The sequence below is a fragment of the Pseudomonas agarici genome, assembly GCF_001543125.1.
Classification (GTDB): Bacteria; Pseudomonadota; Gammaproteobacteria; order Pseudomonadales; family Pseudomonadaceae; genus Aquipseudomonas; species Aquipseudomonas agarici.
On sequence record NZ_CP014135.1, the window covers coordinates 3,541,536 to 3,558,762 of the forward strand.

General features: G+C 60.8%; 14 protein-coding genes. 3 read left to right on the forward strand and 11 right to left on the reverse strand.

Annotation, left to right across the window (positions count from 1 at the left end; genetic code table 11):
* Positions 1 to 2: 2 nt before the first annotated feature.
* The 3 genes from tcyL to AWM79_RS15485 all read right to left on the reverse strand — a co-directional run bounded on the left by tcyL (position 3) and on the right by AWM79_RS15485 (position 2,778).
* Positions 3 to 668, reverse strand: coding sequence for a cystine ABC transporter permease (gene tcyL, locus AWM79_RS15475; RefSeq protein WP_017132581.1), 666 nt, complete (start codon positions 666 to 668; stop codon positions 3 to 5).
* Positions 668 to 1,462: a cystine ABC transporter substrate-binding protein gene (gene tcyJ, locus AWM79_RS15480; protein WP_060783191.1), complete on the reverse strand. Its 795-nt coding sequence runs from the start codon at positions 1,460 to 1,462 to the stop codon at positions 668 to 670. Before tcyJ ends, tcyL begins: the two co-directional genes overlap by 1 nt.
* 320 nt (positions 1,463 to 1,782) lie before the next feature.
* A complete protein-coding gene (locus AWM79_RS15485; RefSeq protein ID WP_017132583.1) occupies positions 1,783 to 2,778 on the reverse strand; it encodes a D-cysteine desulfhydrase in 996 nt (331 codons plus the stop codon).
* Positions 2,779 to 2,968: 190 nt separating this feature from the next.
* On the opposite strand from AWM79_RS15485, the gene epsC reads away from it, so the two are divergent.
* Together epsC and betT are read left to right on the forward strand one after the other, a co-directional pair.
* On the forward strand, positions 2,969 to 3,898 hold the full coding sequence (gene epsC, locus AWM79_RS15490; RefSeq protein ID WP_026013238.1) for a serine O-acetyltransferase EpsC: 930 nt from the start codon (positions 2,969 to 2,971) through the stop codon (positions 3,896 to 3,898).
* Between the two features lie 263 nt (positions 3,899 to 4,161).
* The gene (gene betT, locus AWM79_RS15495) at positions 4,162 to 6,135 is read left to right on the forward strand and encodes a choline transporter BetT (RefSeq protein ID WP_167375463.1); all 1,974 of its coding nucleotides are present in this window, start codon (positions 4,162 to 4,164) and stop codon (positions 6,133 to 6,135) included.
* A 170-nt stretch (positions 6,136 to 6,305) separates the two neighbouring features.
* Here betT and AWM79_RS15500 read toward each other — a convergent pair whose 3' ends face one another.
* Positions 6,306 to 6,563, reverse strand: a complete 258-nt coding sequence (locus AWM79_RS15500) for a hypothetical protein (protein ID WP_017132586.1) — start codon at positions 6,561 to 6,563, stop codon at positions 6,306 to 6,308.
* Positions 6,564 to 7,279: 716 nt separating this feature from the next.
* Here AWM79_RS15500 and mgrA point away from each other — a divergent pair.
* Positions 7,280 to 8,317 carry an L-glyceraldehyde 3-phosphate reductase gene (mgrA, locus tag AWM79_RS15505; RefSeq protein ID WP_017132587.1) on the forward strand — a complete coding sequence of 346 codons (1,038 nt, stop codon included), beginning with the start codon at positions 7,280 to 7,282 and terminating at the stop codon, positions 8,315 to 8,317.
* A gap of 268 nt (positions 8,318 to 8,585) precedes the next feature.
* Here the strand turns inward: mgrA and AWM79_RS15510 are convergent, their stop codons facing one another.
* From AWM79_RS15510 to AWM79_RS15540, 7 genes are all read right to left on the reverse strand, one after another.
* Complete coding sequence (locus AWM79_RS15510; protein ID WP_060783193.1) at positions 8,586 to 11,636, reverse strand: efflux RND transporter permease subunit; 3,051 nt, start codon at positions 11,634 to 11,636, stop codon at positions 8,586 to 8,588.
* On the reverse strand, positions 11,633 to 12,703 hold the full coding sequence (locus AWM79_RS15515) for an efflux RND transporter periplasmic adaptor subunit (RefSeq protein ID WP_060783194.1): 1,071 nt from the start codon (positions 12,701 to 12,703) through the stop codon (positions 11,633 to 11,635). Before AWM79_RS15515 ends, AWM79_RS15510 begins: the two co-directional genes overlap by 4 nt.
* Positions 12,700 to 13,800, reverse strand: a complete 1,101-nt coding sequence (locus tag AWM79_RS15520) for an efflux RND transporter periplasmic adaptor subunit (RefSeq protein WP_244159564.1) — start codon at positions 13,798 to 13,800, stop codon at positions 12,700 to 12,702. Before AWM79_RS15520 ends, AWM79_RS15515 begins: the two co-directional genes overlap by 4 nt.
* A gap of 229 nt (positions 13,801 to 14,029) precedes the next feature.
* Complete coding sequence (locus AWM79_RS15525; RefSeq protein WP_017132591.1) at positions 14,030 to 14,812, reverse strand: MetQ/NlpA family ABC transporter substrate-binding protein; 783 nt, start codon at positions 14,810 to 14,812, stop codon at positions 14,030 to 14,032.
* Positions 14,813 to 15,060: 248 nt separating this feature from the next.
* Positions 15,061 to 15,969, reverse strand: a complete 909-nt coding sequence (locus tag AWM79_RS15530; RefSeq protein ID WP_060783196.1) for a sigma 54-interacting transcriptional regulator — start codon at positions 15,967 to 15,969, stop codon at positions 15,061 to 15,063.
* Between the two features lie 55 nt (positions 15,970 to 16,024).
* A complete protein-coding gene (locus tag AWM79_RS15535; RefSeq protein WP_060783197.1) occupies positions 16,025 to 16,606 on the reverse strand; it encodes an alpha/beta hydrolase in 582 nt (193 codons plus the stop codon).
* A 218-nt stretch (positions 16,607 to 16,824) separates the two neighbouring features.
* On the reverse strand, positions 16,825 to 17,226 hold the full coding sequence (locus AWM79_RS15540; RefSeq protein ID WP_060783198.1) for an ExbD/TolR family protein: 402 nt from the start codon (positions 17,224 to 17,226) through the stop codon (positions 16,825 to 16,827).
* Position 17,227: the final 1 nt, after the last annotated feature.

The following is a 17,227-nucleotide window of genomic DNA, read 5'->3' on the forward strand; positions in this document are numbered from 1 at the left end:
CTTCAAGGCTCCAGGTCATGCCGGTTGACCCGGTCTTCCAGGCGATTTTGAAAATGCGCCAGGATGCTCGCCAGCACCCAGTAGATCAGGGCCGCGGACAGATACATGGTGAAAATTTCAAAGGTGCGCGCCGACACCAATTGCGCTTGGCGAAACAGCTCGGGCACCTGGATCGTCGCCGCCAGCGCCGTGTCCTTGACCAGCGAAATAAAGCTGTTGCCCAAGGGTGGCAGGGCGGTGCGCATCGCCTGCGGCAGGATGGCCCGGCGCAAGGTTTGCGCACGGGTCATGCCAATACTGGCGGCGGCTTCCCACTGGCCACGCTCAATGGACGCGATGGCGGCACGCAGAATTTCACACGCATAGGCAGCCATGTTCAGTGAAAAGCCGATCATGGCCGCCGGAATCGGATCCAGCTCGATACCCACTTGCGGCAAGCCGTAGTAGATCAAAAACAGCTGCACCAACAGCGGCGTGCCACGAAAGAACGACACGTAGATCCGGGCGATCCAGCTCGGCAGCTTGAAGCGCGACAGGCGCATCAAGGCTAGGCCGAAACCCAGCAGCAAACCGAAAAACATCCCGCCAAGGCTAAGAATCACTGTGTAGTACGCGCCCTTGAGCAGAAAGGGCGCGGAGTCCAGCGCAAGTTGCAAGCCTGCTTCCATTATTGAGTGACGTCAGCGTTGAAGTATTTCTCGGACAGCTGCTTCAAGGTGCCATCGGCACGCAGCTTGTCGAGAGCCTTGTTCACCGCGTCGAGCAATTCAGGCTCACCTTTGCGCAGGGCAATACCGGCTTCCTGACGGGAGAAGGCGTCGCCGGCAGCAGCGGTATCCGGGGCTTTCTTGGCGTATTCCAGGGCAGCCAGGCGGTCGATCAGAATGGCGTCGATACGACCGATGCGCAGATCCTGGAACTTGGTGGGGTCGTCGTTGTAGGTCTTGATAATGGCTTTAGGCGCGTTGTCCTTGAGCCATTGTTCGTAATTGGTGCCCAAGCCCACACCGACTTTCTTGCCGGCCAGGTCGTCGACCGTCTTGATCGCGTCGAGGTTCTTCTTCAGGGTCAGCGCCTGAATACCGGAGACGGTGTAAGGCGCGGAGAAGTCGTATTTCTTCCTGCGCTCCTCGGAGATGGTTACCTGGTTGACCACCGCGTCCAGGCGCTTGGATTCCAAGGCCGCGAGGATGCCATCCCACGGCGTGGCTTGAAGCTTGACCTTGACGCCCAGCTCGTGGGCCAACGCCTCGGACAACTCGACCTCAAAACCGCTGAGCTTGCCGCTTTCATCGACAAAGCTGAACGGCGGGTAGGTGCCTTCCAGGCCGATCTTGATCTCGCCCGCCTTCTTGATCGTGTTCAGTTGTTCACCGGCAAAGGCCTGACCCAGCAGACCGGCGCCGAACGCCAGACCCAGGCCGGCGACCAACAGACGCTTGCGAAATGCACCAATATTCATGAAAAGCCCCGTGTGTTTTCTTATGGGAAAGGCAGGCAAACCTGACACTTTGATGACAAGCGCCAATCCTGCCTCAAAGCAAGATGGGCGTCTCGCAGCAAATTCACTGCGGTGAAACTATAAAACGACTTTTTTATAGTTTTAAACAATATAAAATACTTATTTTATTCCAATTAAATTGATCAACTGATTGTTCTCCCACGCCAGCAGGTATGGCTCTCTCCTGAGGCTCTGTACGCAAGGTATCTGCGCTCGCCCATGCGGGGTTGCAAGCCAGCTCGCCCAGCCTGGCCTTCGTTCGAAAACATTTCGTACAGACCCTAGTCAAACGCCGCGTTGTAGGCAAACAACGCTGGTGCTCCGCCAGTGTGCAAAAAGATAATAGGTCCTTCGTCGAAACGCTGCAGGCCGATCCCGTCGAGCAGCCCGGCCATCGCCTTGCCGGTGTACACCGGGTCGAGCAGGATGCCTTCCTGGCTCGCCAGCAGCTTGATCGCCGCCAGGGTCCCGGCACTCGGTTCGCCATAACGCGGGGCAAAATATTCGTCCCAAAGCTCGACCCTGAAGCTGGCCGGCAAATCCACGCCCAACAGCTCGGCGGTACGTTCGGCCAGGTCTTGTACTTTCGGTCGTTGCGCCTCATCGCTACGCGATACCGTCACCCCCACCACTGGCAACTTCGGCAGCGCCTCGCTCAACGCCAGTCCGAGGCCACTGTGGGTACCGGCGCTGCCGGAAGCCAGCACCACCGCGGCGAACGCCAGTCCCGTCGCTTCGATCTGCGCCGCCAGCTCCAACCCGCCACGCACATAGCCCAAAGCCCCGAGGGCATTGGAGCCGCCGATCGGTACCAGATAGGGTTTCCTGCCATTGTTGCGCAATCGCTCGGCCAGGGCCTGCAATTGCTCATCGACATTATCCAGGTTGTCCACCCGCTCGACCTTGGCATCGAACAAGTCGAGTAGCAGTCGGTTGCCGTTGCGCAGGTAATTGCTGTCCTCGGTGCCGATGGGGTTTTCCACCAGCGCCACGCAGCCCAGGCCCAGACGGGCGGCCAGCGCAGCGGTCTGGCGCACATGATTGGACTGGATCGCCCCAGCGGTGACCAGCGTGTCGGCGCCACTGGCCAGCGCGTCGGCGGCGAGGTATTCGAGCTTACGCAGCTTGTTGCCACCCAGGGCCAGAGGTGTCAGGTCATCGCGCTTGATGTAGATATCGCGCCCTACCCAGGTCGACAGGCGTTCGAGCTTTTCCAAAGGCGTGGCCTGGGTCAGGAGTTCCAGGCGATTAAAGCGGGCGAGCTGCTGTTTGATCATGGGTCCGAACTGACTGTGGGAAATGCCTCGACTATAGGCAGGCACTTCCTCACAGGCAACCGCCTTGCACTTATGTCGGAAAGTTCTGAGAACAACACTATTCGTTCTTAATTCCCCATCGGGGCGGTGCCGTAAAGTGAAAGCCATTCAGGCGACTCGACTGTCCGGTCGCCAGAGCGGAGATTTGACCGTGAACGAGCGTTCCAGCCATTGGCAACTACAGACCATCGTCAGCCAGTTGCGCAGCGCCCGGGATGAATGGCGCCGTCACAACGGCCGAGTCAGCGACGAACAGGGCGGGCGTGAACTGCCGTCGCGCCAGGCCATGGCCGAGATTCTCGAAGCGTTGTGCGGCGCACTGTTTCCCATGCGCCTGGGGCCGGTGGACCTGCGCGAGGAAAGCGAGGATTTCTACGTTGGCCACACGCTCGATACAGCCCTCAATGCCCTGCTGGGCCAGGCTCGCCTGGAACTGCGCTACGTGGCGCGACACGGCGGCGAATCGGACGCCGAGGTTCAGGCCAAGGCGGTGCGGTTGATCCAGGCATTCGCCATGGCCCTGCCGGAACTGCGTCGGCTGCTCGACACCGACGTCCTCGCGGCTTATCACGGCGATCCGGCGGCACGCAGCGTCGATGAGGTGTTGCTGTGCTACCCAGGGATTCTCGCGGTGATCCATCATCGCCTGGCCCATCACCTGTACCGCGCCGGCTTGCCGCTGCTGGCACGGATCAGCGCGGAAATCGCCCACTCGGCCACCGGGATCGACATTCACCCCGGCGCGCAGATCGGTCGCAGTTTCTTTATCGACCATGGGACCGGCGTAGTGATCGGCGAAACCGCGATCATCGGCGAGCGAGTCAGGATCTACCAGGCGGTGACCCTCGGTGCCAAGCGTTTCCCGGCGGACGAGGACGGTCAGTTGCAGAAGGGCCATCCGCGTCATCCAATCGTCGAGGACGATGTGGTGATCTATGCCGGGGCCACCATCCTGGGGCGAATCACCATCGGCAAGGGCGCGACCATCGGCGGCAACGTCTGGCTGACCCGTAGCGTGCCGGCGGGCTGCAACCTGACCCAGGCCAATCTGCAGCAGCACGGGCAAGATAGCCAGCGCTGAGACCCGGAACGATTCACACCGAACCGGCGTCATACCCCTACCTGATGCGCCTATCGGAACACTACAACCCAGCGCCACGATTAGTCCTCAAGGCCCTATCCGTGTTTAACTTGACCGTTCGTTCAAGTTAAACCGGCAGTTCGCTGCCCGCTCACAACAGGAGGCTTGCCTTTGCTGAGTCCGAGATATCCAGCCATGCTCCATCCCCTTGAGGTGCTCGCCGCATGAGTACCTCCGCGACCCCGCCAAGCGGCCTGATCCGCATGAATCCGCCGGTGTTCTACTTCGCCGCGACCTTTATCCTGCTGTTCGGCCTGGTGGTCATCTGCCTACCCCAAGCCGCAGGGCAATGGCTGCTGGCGGCACAGAACTGGGCGGCCGATACGGTCGGCTGGTATTACCTGCTGGCGATGACCCTGTACCTGGTCTTCGTGGTGGTCACCGCCTTGTCCGGCTACGGCAAGATCAAGCTCGGTGCCGACCACGACGAACCCGAGTTCAGCTACCTGTCTTGGGCCGGCATGCTGTTCGCCGCCGGGATCAGCATCACGCTGTTCTTCTTTTGCGTCTCCGAACCCCTGACCCACATGCTCGTACCGCCCCAGGGCGAAGCCGGCGACCTCGCCGGTACAAGCGCCGCGGCGCGCCAGGCGATGCAGATCCTATTCCTGCACTGGGGTTTGCACGGCTGGGGAGTGTTCGCCTTCGTCGGCATGGCCCTGGCCTACTTCGCCTATCGGTACAACCTGCCGCTGGCGCTGCGTTCGGCGCTCTACCCGCTGATCGGCAAACGCATCAACGGGCCTATCGGCTACGCCGTGGACGGCTTCGGCATCATCGCCACGGTATTCGGCCTCGGCGCCGACATGGGCTTCGGCGTACTGCACCTCAACTCAGGCCTGGACTACCTGTTCAACGTGCCCCATAGCCAGTGGATCCAGGTCGGGCTGATCACGCTGATGATGGGCGCGGCGATCCTGGTGGCCGTAGCCGGTGTCGACAAGGGTGTGCGGGTGATGTCCGACATCAACATGCTGCTGGCCTGCGCGCTGCTGCTGTTCGTGCTGTTCGCCGGGCCCACCCAGCATCTGCTCAACACCCTGATCCAAAACCTGGGCGACTACCTCGGGGCCCTGCCGACCAAGAGCTTCGACCTCTACGCCTACGACAAGCCCAGCGATTGGCTGGGCGGCTGGACGGTGTTCTATTGGGCCTGGTGGATTGCCTGGTCGCCGTTCGTGGGTCTGTTCATTGCGCGGATTTCCCGTGGTCGGACGATTCGCGAATTCGTCTTCGGCGTGCTGCTGATCCCGTTGGGCTTCACCTTGGCGTGGATGTCGATCTTCGGCAATAGCGCCATCGATCAGGTGCTCAACCACGGCATGAGCGCCCTCGGCCAGTCCGCCATCGATGATCCGTCGCGAACCCTGTACCTGCTGCTGGAAACCTACCCCTGGAGCAAGACGGTGATCGCCGTCACGGTGTTTATCAGCTTCGTGTTCTTCGTCACCTCGGCCGACTCCGGCACCGTGGTGCTCTCGACCCTCTCGGCACGTGGCGCCAGCGCCGATGAGGACGGGCCGAAATGGCTGCGGGTATTCTGGGGCGCGATGATCGCGCTAGTCACCAGTGCGCTGCTGTTTTCCGGCAGTATCGACGCGCTGAAATCGGCAGTAGTGCTGACATCGTTGCCGTTCTCGCTGATCCTGCTGTTGATGATGTGGGGACTGCATAAGGCCTTCTATCTGGAGTCGCAGAAACGCATTGCCCAACTGCATTCGCTGGCACCGGTCTCCGGCTCGCCACGCGGCAAGGGCGGCTGGCGCCAGCGCTTGAGCCAGGCGGTGCATTTCCCGTCGCGGGACGAGGTCTATCGGTTTCTCGACCAGACCGTGCGTCCGGCCATCGAAGAGGTCAGCGCGGTGTTTGTCGAAAAGGGCCTGAACGTGATCACCCAACCCGACCCGGCCAACGATAGCGTCAGCCTGGAAATCGGTCATGGCGACCAGCATCCGTTCGTCTACCAGGTGCAGATGCGCGGCTACTTCACGCCCTCCTTCGCCCGTGGTGGCATGGGTCCCAAGGAATTGCGCAACCGGCGCTACTACCGTGCCGAGGTCCACCTGAGCGAGGGCAGCCAGGACTACGACTTGATGGGCTACAGCAAGGACCAGATCATCAACGACATCCTCGACCAGTACGAACGGCACATGCAGTTCCTGCACCTGGTGCGCTGACACGGCGCTCGCCTGGTGGCCTGTACGGTTAGGGTGAGCTCAAGTTCGTCTGCCACACGTCCCTGGCCAGGGCGCCGTGACCAGTCATAGCCCGCCATGGCAAGGAACGGCAACGCGGGCCAGGGACGTGTGGCACCGAAATTGACTCACAGAACTCACCACACCGGCCACTAAACCTTGTCCAGCAGCATGAACAGGGCCATAGCGATGGCTGGCAAGCCGAAAATGACCAGGGCAATCACCAGTTCGGAAATCACCGGCTGATGAGCGATGATCACGCCAATGACACCATTGAGGATCGTCGCCAGCAACCACATGCCGAGGAAGCCGAACCCCAGGGTCTGCCGGCTGATGCCCAGACGCTGGCCGAAGAACAGCGTACAGCCCAGCAGGACCAGACCGACGGTGAGGATGATGACGCTGTGCATGGGGATATCCTCCGCAAGCTACATCCGGTCGTTCCCATACTTCGCACGGGAACGACCATGAGTTATTCAAAACCGGGCGTACCGCCTCACCCCCCTGATTAACACTGTAGATCGAAACCCGCCCCTCAACAGTCGCCGATGCGCCACCGCTCCTCCAGGCCAATGCACAGAAATATCTCAGCCAGCACCTTACCCACGGCACCGACATATGTCGCCGAGGGCGTGGATGTTTGTGGACCGGATAAACGAAATTTTTTGCAAAAGCGCACTGATCAACTGTGCTTCCACCGGGGAAATTGTCGTTATTGGAACATTCAATTCGTACAAATTCATACCATGTAGCACATGTATACACTCGTGAATGTATGAAATTTCAGGTTTTACTTGCCTAAAGTCAGCTACCTACCTCGTGAAGAAAGTAAGTAGATATGTACTAAATCGTACTGACAAAAAATTATGGAACACCGGCCTCATCGCACATCGGTCGCTTATCGTCAGGAGAGTCGCTGCTCATTCAATCCGGACGTCTTCACGGGCCGAGGAAAAGCCGGCACGACACGTCGAGGACGATGAAACGTTTCAGCCAACGCTCGAACTGGGTTGGCTTGATCTTTCTTCGGCGTATGCTGAGCAGCTTCGCCCCCACAAGAGCGATGTCGTGCCCGAGGGAAGCGGGACAGCCCGCGAGATGTCACTGCGCAATGAGAGAGGACTCGATGACTTACCAAGCTGCCGAAAACCGCTACGACTCCATTCCCTACCGCCGCGTCGGCCGCAGCGGCCTGGTGCTGCCGGCCCTGTCCCTGGGGCTATGGCACAACTTCGGCGATAGCACGCCGATCGACACCCAGCGCGCCCTGCTGCGTACCGCTTTCGACCTGGGCATCAATCATTTCGACCTGGCGAACAACTACGGTCCGCCCTACGGCAGCGCGGAGATCAACTTCGGCCGCCTGTTGCGCGAAGACTTCAAGCAATACCGCGACGAACTGATCATCTCCAGCAAGGCTGGCTGGGATATGTGGCCAGGCCCTTATGGCCAGGGCGGCGGCTCGCGCAAATACGTGCTCGCCAGCCTCGACCAGAGCCTGCAACGGCTGGGCCTGGACTATGTGGATATCTTCTATTCGCACCGCTTCGACCCCGACACCCCGCTGGAGGAAACCGCCAGCGCCCTGGCTACCGCCGTGCAGCAGGGCAAGGCGTTGTATATCGGTATCTCGTCGTATTCCGGCGTCAAGACCCGCGAGATCGCTGCACTGCTGAAAGAATGGAAAGTACCGCTACTGATTCATCAGCCAGCCTACAACCTGCTCAACCGCTGGGTGGAAAAGGATCTGCTAGACGCCGTCGAAGAGCTGGGCGCTGGCGTGATCGCCTTTACCCCGCTGGCCCAGGGCTTGCTCACCGACAAGTACCTCAACGGCGTGCCGAACGATGCGCGGGTCAATCGTCCGGGCGGCGGTTCGTTGCAAGCCTCGCACCTGAGCGAAGCGAATATCGGCCACGTGCGGGCACTCAACGAGATCGCCCGGCGTCGCGGCCAGAGTCTGGCGCAACTGGCCCTGGCCTGGACCTTGCGTGATCCTCGGGTGACCTCGGCACTGATCGGTGCCAGCCGGCCGGAACAGATCATCGAGAATGTCGGCGCACTGAAAAACCTGAGTTTCACTCAGGAAGAACTGGCGGAAATCGACCGGTTTGCCCAGGAAGGCGGAATCAACTTGTGGGAGAAACCGTCGACGGCGGAGTGATTTCGGCGTTTGCCGACACTCTCGTGCTGGCGAAACCTCAGCCCAGGCAGCGTCGTCGCTGTGCATGAAACTCCACAGCATCTGGCCGTCTTTCAACGTGACGCTTACGAGCATCTGACGTTTGGACTCGTAGGCGCCAATGAAGGCAAGACGGTAGATGTCATCGGTAACAGCAAAAGTCCACCTCTCTTGCAGACCTCTCGATCCACTGGGAGCAAGCACCTTTGCCCTGGCAATTCCCATCCTCACCAAAGACTCTCCCTCACGATCAATCTTCCCGCTGCGGCTCGCGAATCCGATACCACGCCACATACAGCGCCGGCAGGAACATCAGCGTCAGCACCGTCGCCACCACGATCCCACCGATCATCGCGTAGGCCATCGGCCCCCAGAACACCTCCCGAGCAATCGGGATCATCCCCAGACTCGCCGCCGCCGCTGTCAGCAGGATCGGCCGACGCCGATGTTCCGTTGCCTGCACCACCGCCTCCCAGGGTTCGTAGCCGTTGCGTTCGTATTCGTCGATCTGGGTCACCAGGATCACCGAGTTGCGGATGATGATGCCGATCAGCGCGAGGATCCCGAGAATCGCCACAAAGCCCATTGGCGTGCCTGTCGGCACCAGCGCCAGGACCACGCCGATCAGCCCCAGCGGCGCGACACTGGCCACTAGGAACATCTTCTGCACACTGTGCAGCTGGATCATCAGGAAAGTCGCCATCAGGAACAGCATCAGCGGCACTACTTTGGCAATCGGACCCTGGGCCTTGCCGCTCTCTTCCACCGTGCCGCCGGTGACCACCTTGTAGCCCACCGGCAAGCCAGCCGAGAACTTGTCGATCTCGGGCTGCAGTTGCCGGACCAGATCGGTCGGCTGGATACCCCCCCGGACACCGGACTTGAGGGTGATGGTCGGCAGCCGGTCACGCCGCCAGACCAGCGGCTGCTCCAGCTCATAACGCACCGTGGCGAATGCCAGCAACGGAATCGAGGTGCCACCGGGGGTGACGATCTGCAGGTTCTGCAGGGTTTCCGGGGTGCTCCGCTCGCTGTCCAGCGCACGCCCGACCACGTTGATCAGGTAGATATCGTCCTTGACCTGAGTGATCGGCGAACCGCTGACGATGCTGTTCATCAGCTTCGCCACATCCTCGGAGGACAAGCCGAACTGACGCGCCTTGTCCTGGGCGATATCGATGCGCAGCACCTTGCCCGGCTCGTTCCAATCGTAGATGGTCTCGCCGACGTAGCGGTTTTTGTTGAGGATGGTCGCCAATTCGATGGCATGTTTGCGCACCTGATCGATGTCCTTGCCGCTGATCCGATACTGCAATGGCCGCCCCACCGGCGGCCCCATTTCCAGGGTCTGGACAAAGCTGCCGATGCCGACGAAGTCCTCCCGCAAGCGCTTGTTCAAGCGGTCCATCAGCGCCGCCCGTTGCTCCAACCCCTTGCTGACGATGATCAACTGGGCGTAGTAGGGGTTCTGCAATTGCTGGTCGAGGGGCAGATAGAAACGGATCGCGCCCTCGCCGATATAGCTGCTCCAGCGCAGGATATCCGGATCGTCCTTGAGACCGGCCTCAAGCCTGTCCACCGCCTTGCGTGTTTCGTGGATCGAGGCGTTTTGGGGCAGGTTGAGATCGACGAGGATTTCCGGGCGATCCGAAGACGGAAAGAACTGGTTCTGCACGAAGCGCATGCAGAACACCGACAGCGCGAAGATCAGCACCGTGAGACCGATAGCCCACCAGCGGTTACGCAGCGACCAGAGCAGCCCGGCATTAAAGGCCTGAGCAACACGCCCGGTCTGCGGGTTGTGCCCGTTCACTTTGTCACTGAGGATATGTACGCCGATCACCGGCGCGAACAACACCGCGACGACCCACGACGCCAGCATCGCCACCGCGATCACCGCAAACAGGCTGAAAGTATATTCCCCCGCCGAGCTGGCATTGAGGCCAATGGGCACGAAACCAGCCACCGTGACCAGGGTGCCAGTGAGCATCGGGAAGGCCGTGGAAGTGTAGGCGAAGGTCGCCGCCTGTTCCTTGCTATCGCCCTTCTCCAGTCGCGTGACCATCATTTCCACGGTGATCATTGCATCGTCCACCAACAGGCCGAGGGCAATGATCAGCGCACCGAGGGAAATCCGCTGCATGGTGATGCCGCTGTACTCCATAAACACGAAGACCATCGCCAACACCAGCGGGATCGAGCAAGCCACCACCAGGCCGGCACGCAGGCCAAGGGCGATAAAGCTCACCACCAGCACGATGATCACCGCTTCGAACAAGGCGCTGGTAAAGCCGCCGACGGCCTTTTCCACCACCTCGGCCTGGTCGGAGACCCTGTGTACGCCGACGCCCACCGGCAATTCAGTGGTCAGCCTGTCCATGCGTTCGTGCAGGCGCCTGCCAAAGTCCTGGATGTTGCCACCCTTCTTCATGGCGATGGCCAGGCCGATGGCCGACTGGCCGTTGTAGCGGAACAGCGGGGTCGGCGGGTCGACGTAGCCGCGGCTGATCTCGGCGATATCCGCCAGACGGTAAAAACGATCGTTGAGCTTGAGATTGACCGCTTCCAGGTCCTTTTCCGAAGCGTATTGCCCGGAGGCCCGCACCGAGATCCGCTCGGGCCCGGCCTCGATCACCCCAGCCGGCGTCACCGCGTTCTGCATTTGCAGGCTCTGCACCACCTGGCGCTGGTCGATGCCCAGGGCGGCCAGCTTGCGGGTGGAGAAGTGCAGATAGAGCACTTCGTTCTGCTCACCGATCATCTCGATCTTGCCCAATCCCGGCACGTCGCGGATCTGCGCCCGCACTTGCTCCACGTAGTCGCGTAGCTGGCGCATGCTCAGGCCGTCGCCGGTAAAGGCATAAATCGAACCGAACACATCGCCGAACTCATCGTTGAACCCCGGCCCCTGGATACCCTGGGGGAAGTCGCCGCGAATATCCTCGATCTTCTTGCGCACCTGATACCAGATCTGCGGGATGTCCTTGCCGCTGGTGGTGTCGCGCAGAAACACGAACACTGTCGATTCACCGGGTCGGGTGTAGCTTTTCACATAGTCGAGGGAGTCCAGCTCCTCGAGTTTTTTCTCGATGCGGTCGGTGACCTGCTGCAAGGTTTCATCCACCGTGGCGCCCGGCCATCTGGTTTGGATGATCATCGTCTTGATGGTGAAGGACGGGTCTTCCTCGCGCCCCAAGTTGATGTAGGAAAACACCCCCATCAGCAACGCGACGAACATCAGGTACCAAACGAACGACGAGTGCTTGAGAGCCCACTCGGACAAGTTGAAGCTCCCTTTCATTGTGGGTGTTCCTCGTCGATTTTGACTTTCTGTCCAGGCTTGAGACTGTTCACCCCGGCACTCACCACTTTCTCGCCGGTCCTGATCCCCGACACCAGCAACGTCGTCTCGCCTTCGCGGCTAAGCACTTGGACATCGCGGAGCGAGACGGTGTGGGTTTGCGGGTCGATGATCCAGATCTGCGCCTTGTCCTGGTCTTTGCGCAGGGCCGACACTGGCAACCGAGTGCGCGGCTCGATGGCTGAACTCAAGGTAACACTGATGGAGCTGCCCAGGCGGAACGCCGCCGGAGTCTCGGCCAGGGTCAGGCGAGCCCGCCGGGTCCGCGTGGCGCTGTCGGCTTGGGGTTCGATTTCCCGCAGCCGCGCGGTGGTATTGACGCTCGGATCGAGCTGACTGGCGACACGCAGCTCGACGTCTTCGCCGAGTCGCTCGGCCAGTGCCGCCGGCAGGTCGATCACCGCTTCCTTGATATCCGGGCGTGCCAGAGTGACCACTTCCTGGCCGGCATTGACTACCTGGCCGGCCTCGACTTTCCAGTCGGTCACCACGGCGGCGTGGTCGCTGTGCAGCTCGGTATAAGCTAATTGATCCTTAGCCTGGCTGAGCGAGGCACGGGCCTGTTCGAGGGAGGCGCCGGTGGTCTTCAAATCGGTCTGGGCCACATCCAGTTGGGCCTGAGCGCCGACGCCACGGTCGAACAATTCCTGCTGGCGGCGAGCATTGGCCTGGACGTTGATCCACTGCGCCTGGATCCGCGATAAATCGCTCTGGGCCGCAAGCACGCGATTCTGCTGATCGGTGGGATCGAGGCTCGCCAACAAGGCATCTCGGGCCACTTCGCTGCCGACATCCACATAGCGCCGGGAGATCCGCCCGGCCACCCGGAACCCGAGGGTGCTTTCATAACGGGCCTGGATGCTGCCGGCGAAACGCCCGAGGTGCTGCACCGACTCCGGCTTGACCTCGATAAACAACACTGGCCGTACCGGCTCGGGTGGCGGCTCCTGCTTCGAACACGCGGCGATCCACAGGCCGCCCAGCAGGACCAGCGACAGACGCATCATGGCCGGGCTCCCGAAGCGGTTGCCGGGGTCGGCCTGGCGATTTCCACCAGCATGCCCGGATGCAGCAATTGCCCGCCGGCGACCACGACATTCTCGCCACCCTCCAGGCCCTCGCTGATCATCACATGACCGGTCAGGTAACGCCCGACCTTGACCCGATGCAGGCTGGCCTGGCCATCGGCATCTACCAGCCACACAGCCGGTTCGCTGCCCTCCTTGGTCAGGGCCGACCAGGGCAACTCGATACTCGACCTGGCCGGCGCCGTGGCGGTGGCGCTGACCACCGAGCCCAGGTCCATGCCCGCCGGCAGCTCGCCCAGGGCCACCTTGACCTGTACCGTCCCGCTCCGGGCCGAGACCGCCGGAGTCACTTCGCGAACCTTGCCCCCGGCCTTGATCGTCGGGTTGTCGAGCAGGGTCACGGTGATCGAGCGGTCACCCGGTGGCTCCTCCAACAGCGACTCGTAGACATTGAACACCGCGTCGCGTTCGCCATCGCGGGCCAGGGTGAAGATCGGCATAGTCGCCTGTACCACCTGTCCAACCTCGGCCTGGCGGGCGGTAATTACGCCGGGGACCTCGGCGATCAGCGAGGTGTAGCCCAACTGCTCGCGGGCATTGGCGAGCTGGGCCTGGGCCGCCGTCAGGGCGCTCCTGGCGCTGAGCATGCCAGCGCGGGCGGCGTCATATTCGCTGTGGCTGGTGTAGCCTTTGGGCAGCAGCTTCTGCTGCCGGGCAAACGCCGCGCTGGTCTGCTGCACCCGCGCCTGCTCAGCGTTGACCTCGGCTTGGGCGCTGTCGACATTGGTTTGCAGATCCTTGGGATCGAGCTTGGCGAGCACTTGGTGGGCCGCAATCCGCGCCCCGACATCGACACCGCGCTGGATGATCTTGCCGCCAACGCGAAATGACAGATCGGTCTGGACCCGGGCCTGGATGTCGCCGGTCAGGGTCACGGCGGCGCCGAAGTCCTTGCGCTGTACCTGCTCGACAAAGACCCGTGGTCGCTCGGGCTCTGGAGGTTGTTCATGGCCGCAACCACTCAGCAGCGCCACCAGCACCAAGGCTATTTCCCGCTTCACTCGATACCCTTTCACACACACTCCTTCGTGTAATGTTGACACACCATGTCGTTACGACTGTTTAGCGCGAAATGGGGTTCCTTGCGTGCGTGGACAAGACTCTACGAATATTTCCGTGACGAGCAAGCTCGGTAGGGGCAGAGCGGACGGGTACGCAAAGGTCGGCTTATTACAGATGGTGAAATAAACAACGCCGACGCTGCTTGCTCGTCGGCGTTCAAACCTTGACCGGATTATTCGTCAATCAGAATGCCGGCAGTACCGCACCCTTGTACTTCTTATCGATGAACGCTTTCACTTCCGGGCTGGTCAGGGCCTTGGCCAGCTTCTGGATCGCGGCGCTGTCCTTATTGTCCGGACGGGCGACCAGGAAGTTCACGTAAGGCGAGTCGGCGCCTTCGATCAGCAAGGCGTCCTTAGCCGGATTCAGACCCGCTTCCAGTGCATAGTTGGTGTTGATCATATCCAGGTCGACTTGATCCAAAACTCGCGGAAGCAGGGCCGATTCCAGTTCCTTGAACTTGAATTTGTGCGGGTTGCTGGCGATGTCTTTCGGTGTCGATAGGGCGTTGTTTGGGTCCTTGAGTTCGATCAGGCCTTTGCTTTGCAGCAGCAACAGGGCACGACCGGCATTACTGCCTTCGTTCGGAATGGCGATGGTCGCGCCGTCCTTCAATTCGTCCAGGCTCTTGACCTTTCTCGAGTAACCGCCGAAAGGCTCGACATGGACACCGACTACGGTGATCAGGTTGGTGCCCTTGCCCTTGTTGAAACCATCCAGGTACGGCTTGGTCTGAAAGTAGTTGGCGTCCAGGCGTTTCTCGGCAACCTGGGTGTTCGGTTGTACGTAGTCGGTGAAGATCTTGATTTCCAGATCGACGCCCTCTTTGGCGAGGGTCGGCTTGATCAGCTCGAGGATCTCGGCGTGAGGCACCGGCGTTGCCGCTACCACCAGTTTCTCACCGGCCTGAGCCAGGCCCGCGGTCAGAGCAGCCGCCAATGCGGTAAACAACAAAACCTTTTTCATGCAGTGTCCTTATCGAAAATCTTGGTCGTCATTGACGACAGCCCAGGGAAAAGAAGCGCTAGCAAAATGATATCGTTGGTATGGAGTAGAAGATACCGATGCTTTTATTCCAGAACAATATCTTCTATTTGTCTGCATATTCCATTTTATTAATGCCCGGCAGGCGCGATGTTTATGTGTGAGCGAGCTTGCCATCAAGCTTAGCGTTCTGGCCGACTTCTTCATCGGCAAGTCGGCTCTCCAAAAGATCAGGCGCCTGCATGCTCCAACAACCGTTTGAGCGCCGCCAGTTCCTCGACGCAACGGCTACCGATCAATTGCTCGACCAGGGCCAACGGCGTTGGCAGGTTCAGATGCTCCGCCAGGATCTCATCGCCGCTGCTCACCAGCAAGGCGAAGTGAATGACGTTTTCCAGCTCACGAGTATTGCCCGGCCAACTGTGACGCTCCAACGCCCGCTGGGCGCCGTCACTGATCAGCGGTACCGACAGGTTCAGGCGCTGACTGTAGATGCCGAGGAAATACTCGGCCAGGGGCAAGATATCGCCGACCCGCTCACGCAACGCCGGCAATTCCAGCCGGCCTTCGCAGAGGTAGTGATAGAGCCGTGGGTGGAATTTCCCCACCGCCACCGCCTGGCCCAGATCGATGCTGGTCGCCGCCACCAAACGCACATCCACCGGGCTGGGCTGCTTCGCGCCCACCCGCGTCACCTCATGGTTTTCCAGGGCCGCCAGCAGCTTGATCTGGATCGGCAGCGGCAGGTCGCCGATCTCATCCAGGTACAGGGTTCCGCCATTGGCCGAGCCGAACCAGCCGGCCCGACTGCTGACTGAACTGCTGTGGGTCCCCACCGCGTAACCGAACAACTCGGCGTCGGCGTAAGTAAGGCTGATGGCGCCGCAGTTGACCGAGACAAATAGCCCGGTACGGTCGCTGGCGCGATGGATATGTCGGGCCAACAGCTCCTTACCGCTGCCGGTTTCGCCGCGGATCAGCACCGGCAGCGCCTTGGGCGCCAGTTGTTCGAGCTCTTCGCGCAACTGGCGCGAACGCGGATCGACGAATACCAGCGCCTTGGCACGGATACTCAGCGGGCTTTTTTCCGCATCGGGAAAGGTCAGCAAAGGCTGGCCGAAGATTTCATGCAGACTCATGACAGACTCCCGCGCCGACCGCCTCGCAGCGGGGACGTTCAAGCAGAGGAAAAAATCAGGCGCGGCGCAGCGAAGGCGCTTCCATACGGGTTTGCAGACGGTACAGGTAGGCAAACCCCTGCTCCCAGCGTTGATGGCCGGAGTTCACATTGATATGCCCGGCGCCACTGAGGATGTCGACTTCGCCGCCCCAGCAATGCGCTAGTTCGAGGGCGCGCGCGGCGCTGACGGCGTCGTCGTTGTCGGAGGCCACGATCTGGCTCGGGAACGGCAGCCGGTCGCCGGGAATCGGGGCAAAATTACGCAACGCCGCGGCGCAGGCATGCCGTTCGACATCGGCCGGCGCCACCAATAAGGCTCCGCGAACCCGCCGCAACAGGTGCAACGGCGCGGATCGCGCCCAATGGGCGACGGCGATGCAACCCAGGCTGTGGGCGATCAAGATCACCGCCGTGTGGTCGGCGGCAACAGCCTCGGCGAGCGCTGCGACCCAATCCTCGCGACGCGGCGTCAGCCAGTCGGCCTGCTCCACTCGCGCACTGTTGGGCAGGCTGTTCTGCCAGTGGGTTTGCCAATGATCTTCTGGCGATCCTTGCCAGCCCGGCACGATCAGATAACGAATCGACTCGTTGCGCATGGGGTACACCTGCTCCAGCGTTTGCGTTCCGGATCAAGTATGAAGGAGAAAGATTGCATTCGTTAAGGAATAATAAGCTATTTATTAAGATCATAAAGAAATATAAAAAAAACCTCCACTCCGTTACCATCATGGCCATTCCATCAGCTTATCCGGCAATAAAAAAGAGCCGTACCCTGCCCAGGAGACGGCCCAAAAAACTCAAGTAGCGGTTGCGTTCAGCGCGCGGTGATCACCGACAATTTGCTGATTCCGGCCCGCTCGATGGACGCCATGGCCCGCGCCACTTCGCCGTAGTTCACCGCGTTGTCGGCCTGCAGTTGCACCCGTAGGTCCGGGTCCTTGGCCTTGGCTGCCTGGAGACTGAGCTCCAGCAGCTGTGGCTTGATTTCGTCCTTGTCGATAAACCACTTGCCGGCCCCGTCGATACTCACCACCAACGCGTCCTTCTGCGCCACCGGCGCTACGGCTTCGGTCTTGGGCAGGTTGATCGCAATGGCGTTAGTCAGCAGCGGCGCGGTAACGATAAACACCACCAGTAGCACCAGCATGACATCCACCAGCGGCGTGACGTTGATTTCGCTGAGCACCTCATCACTGTCTTGGATGGAAAAGGCCATA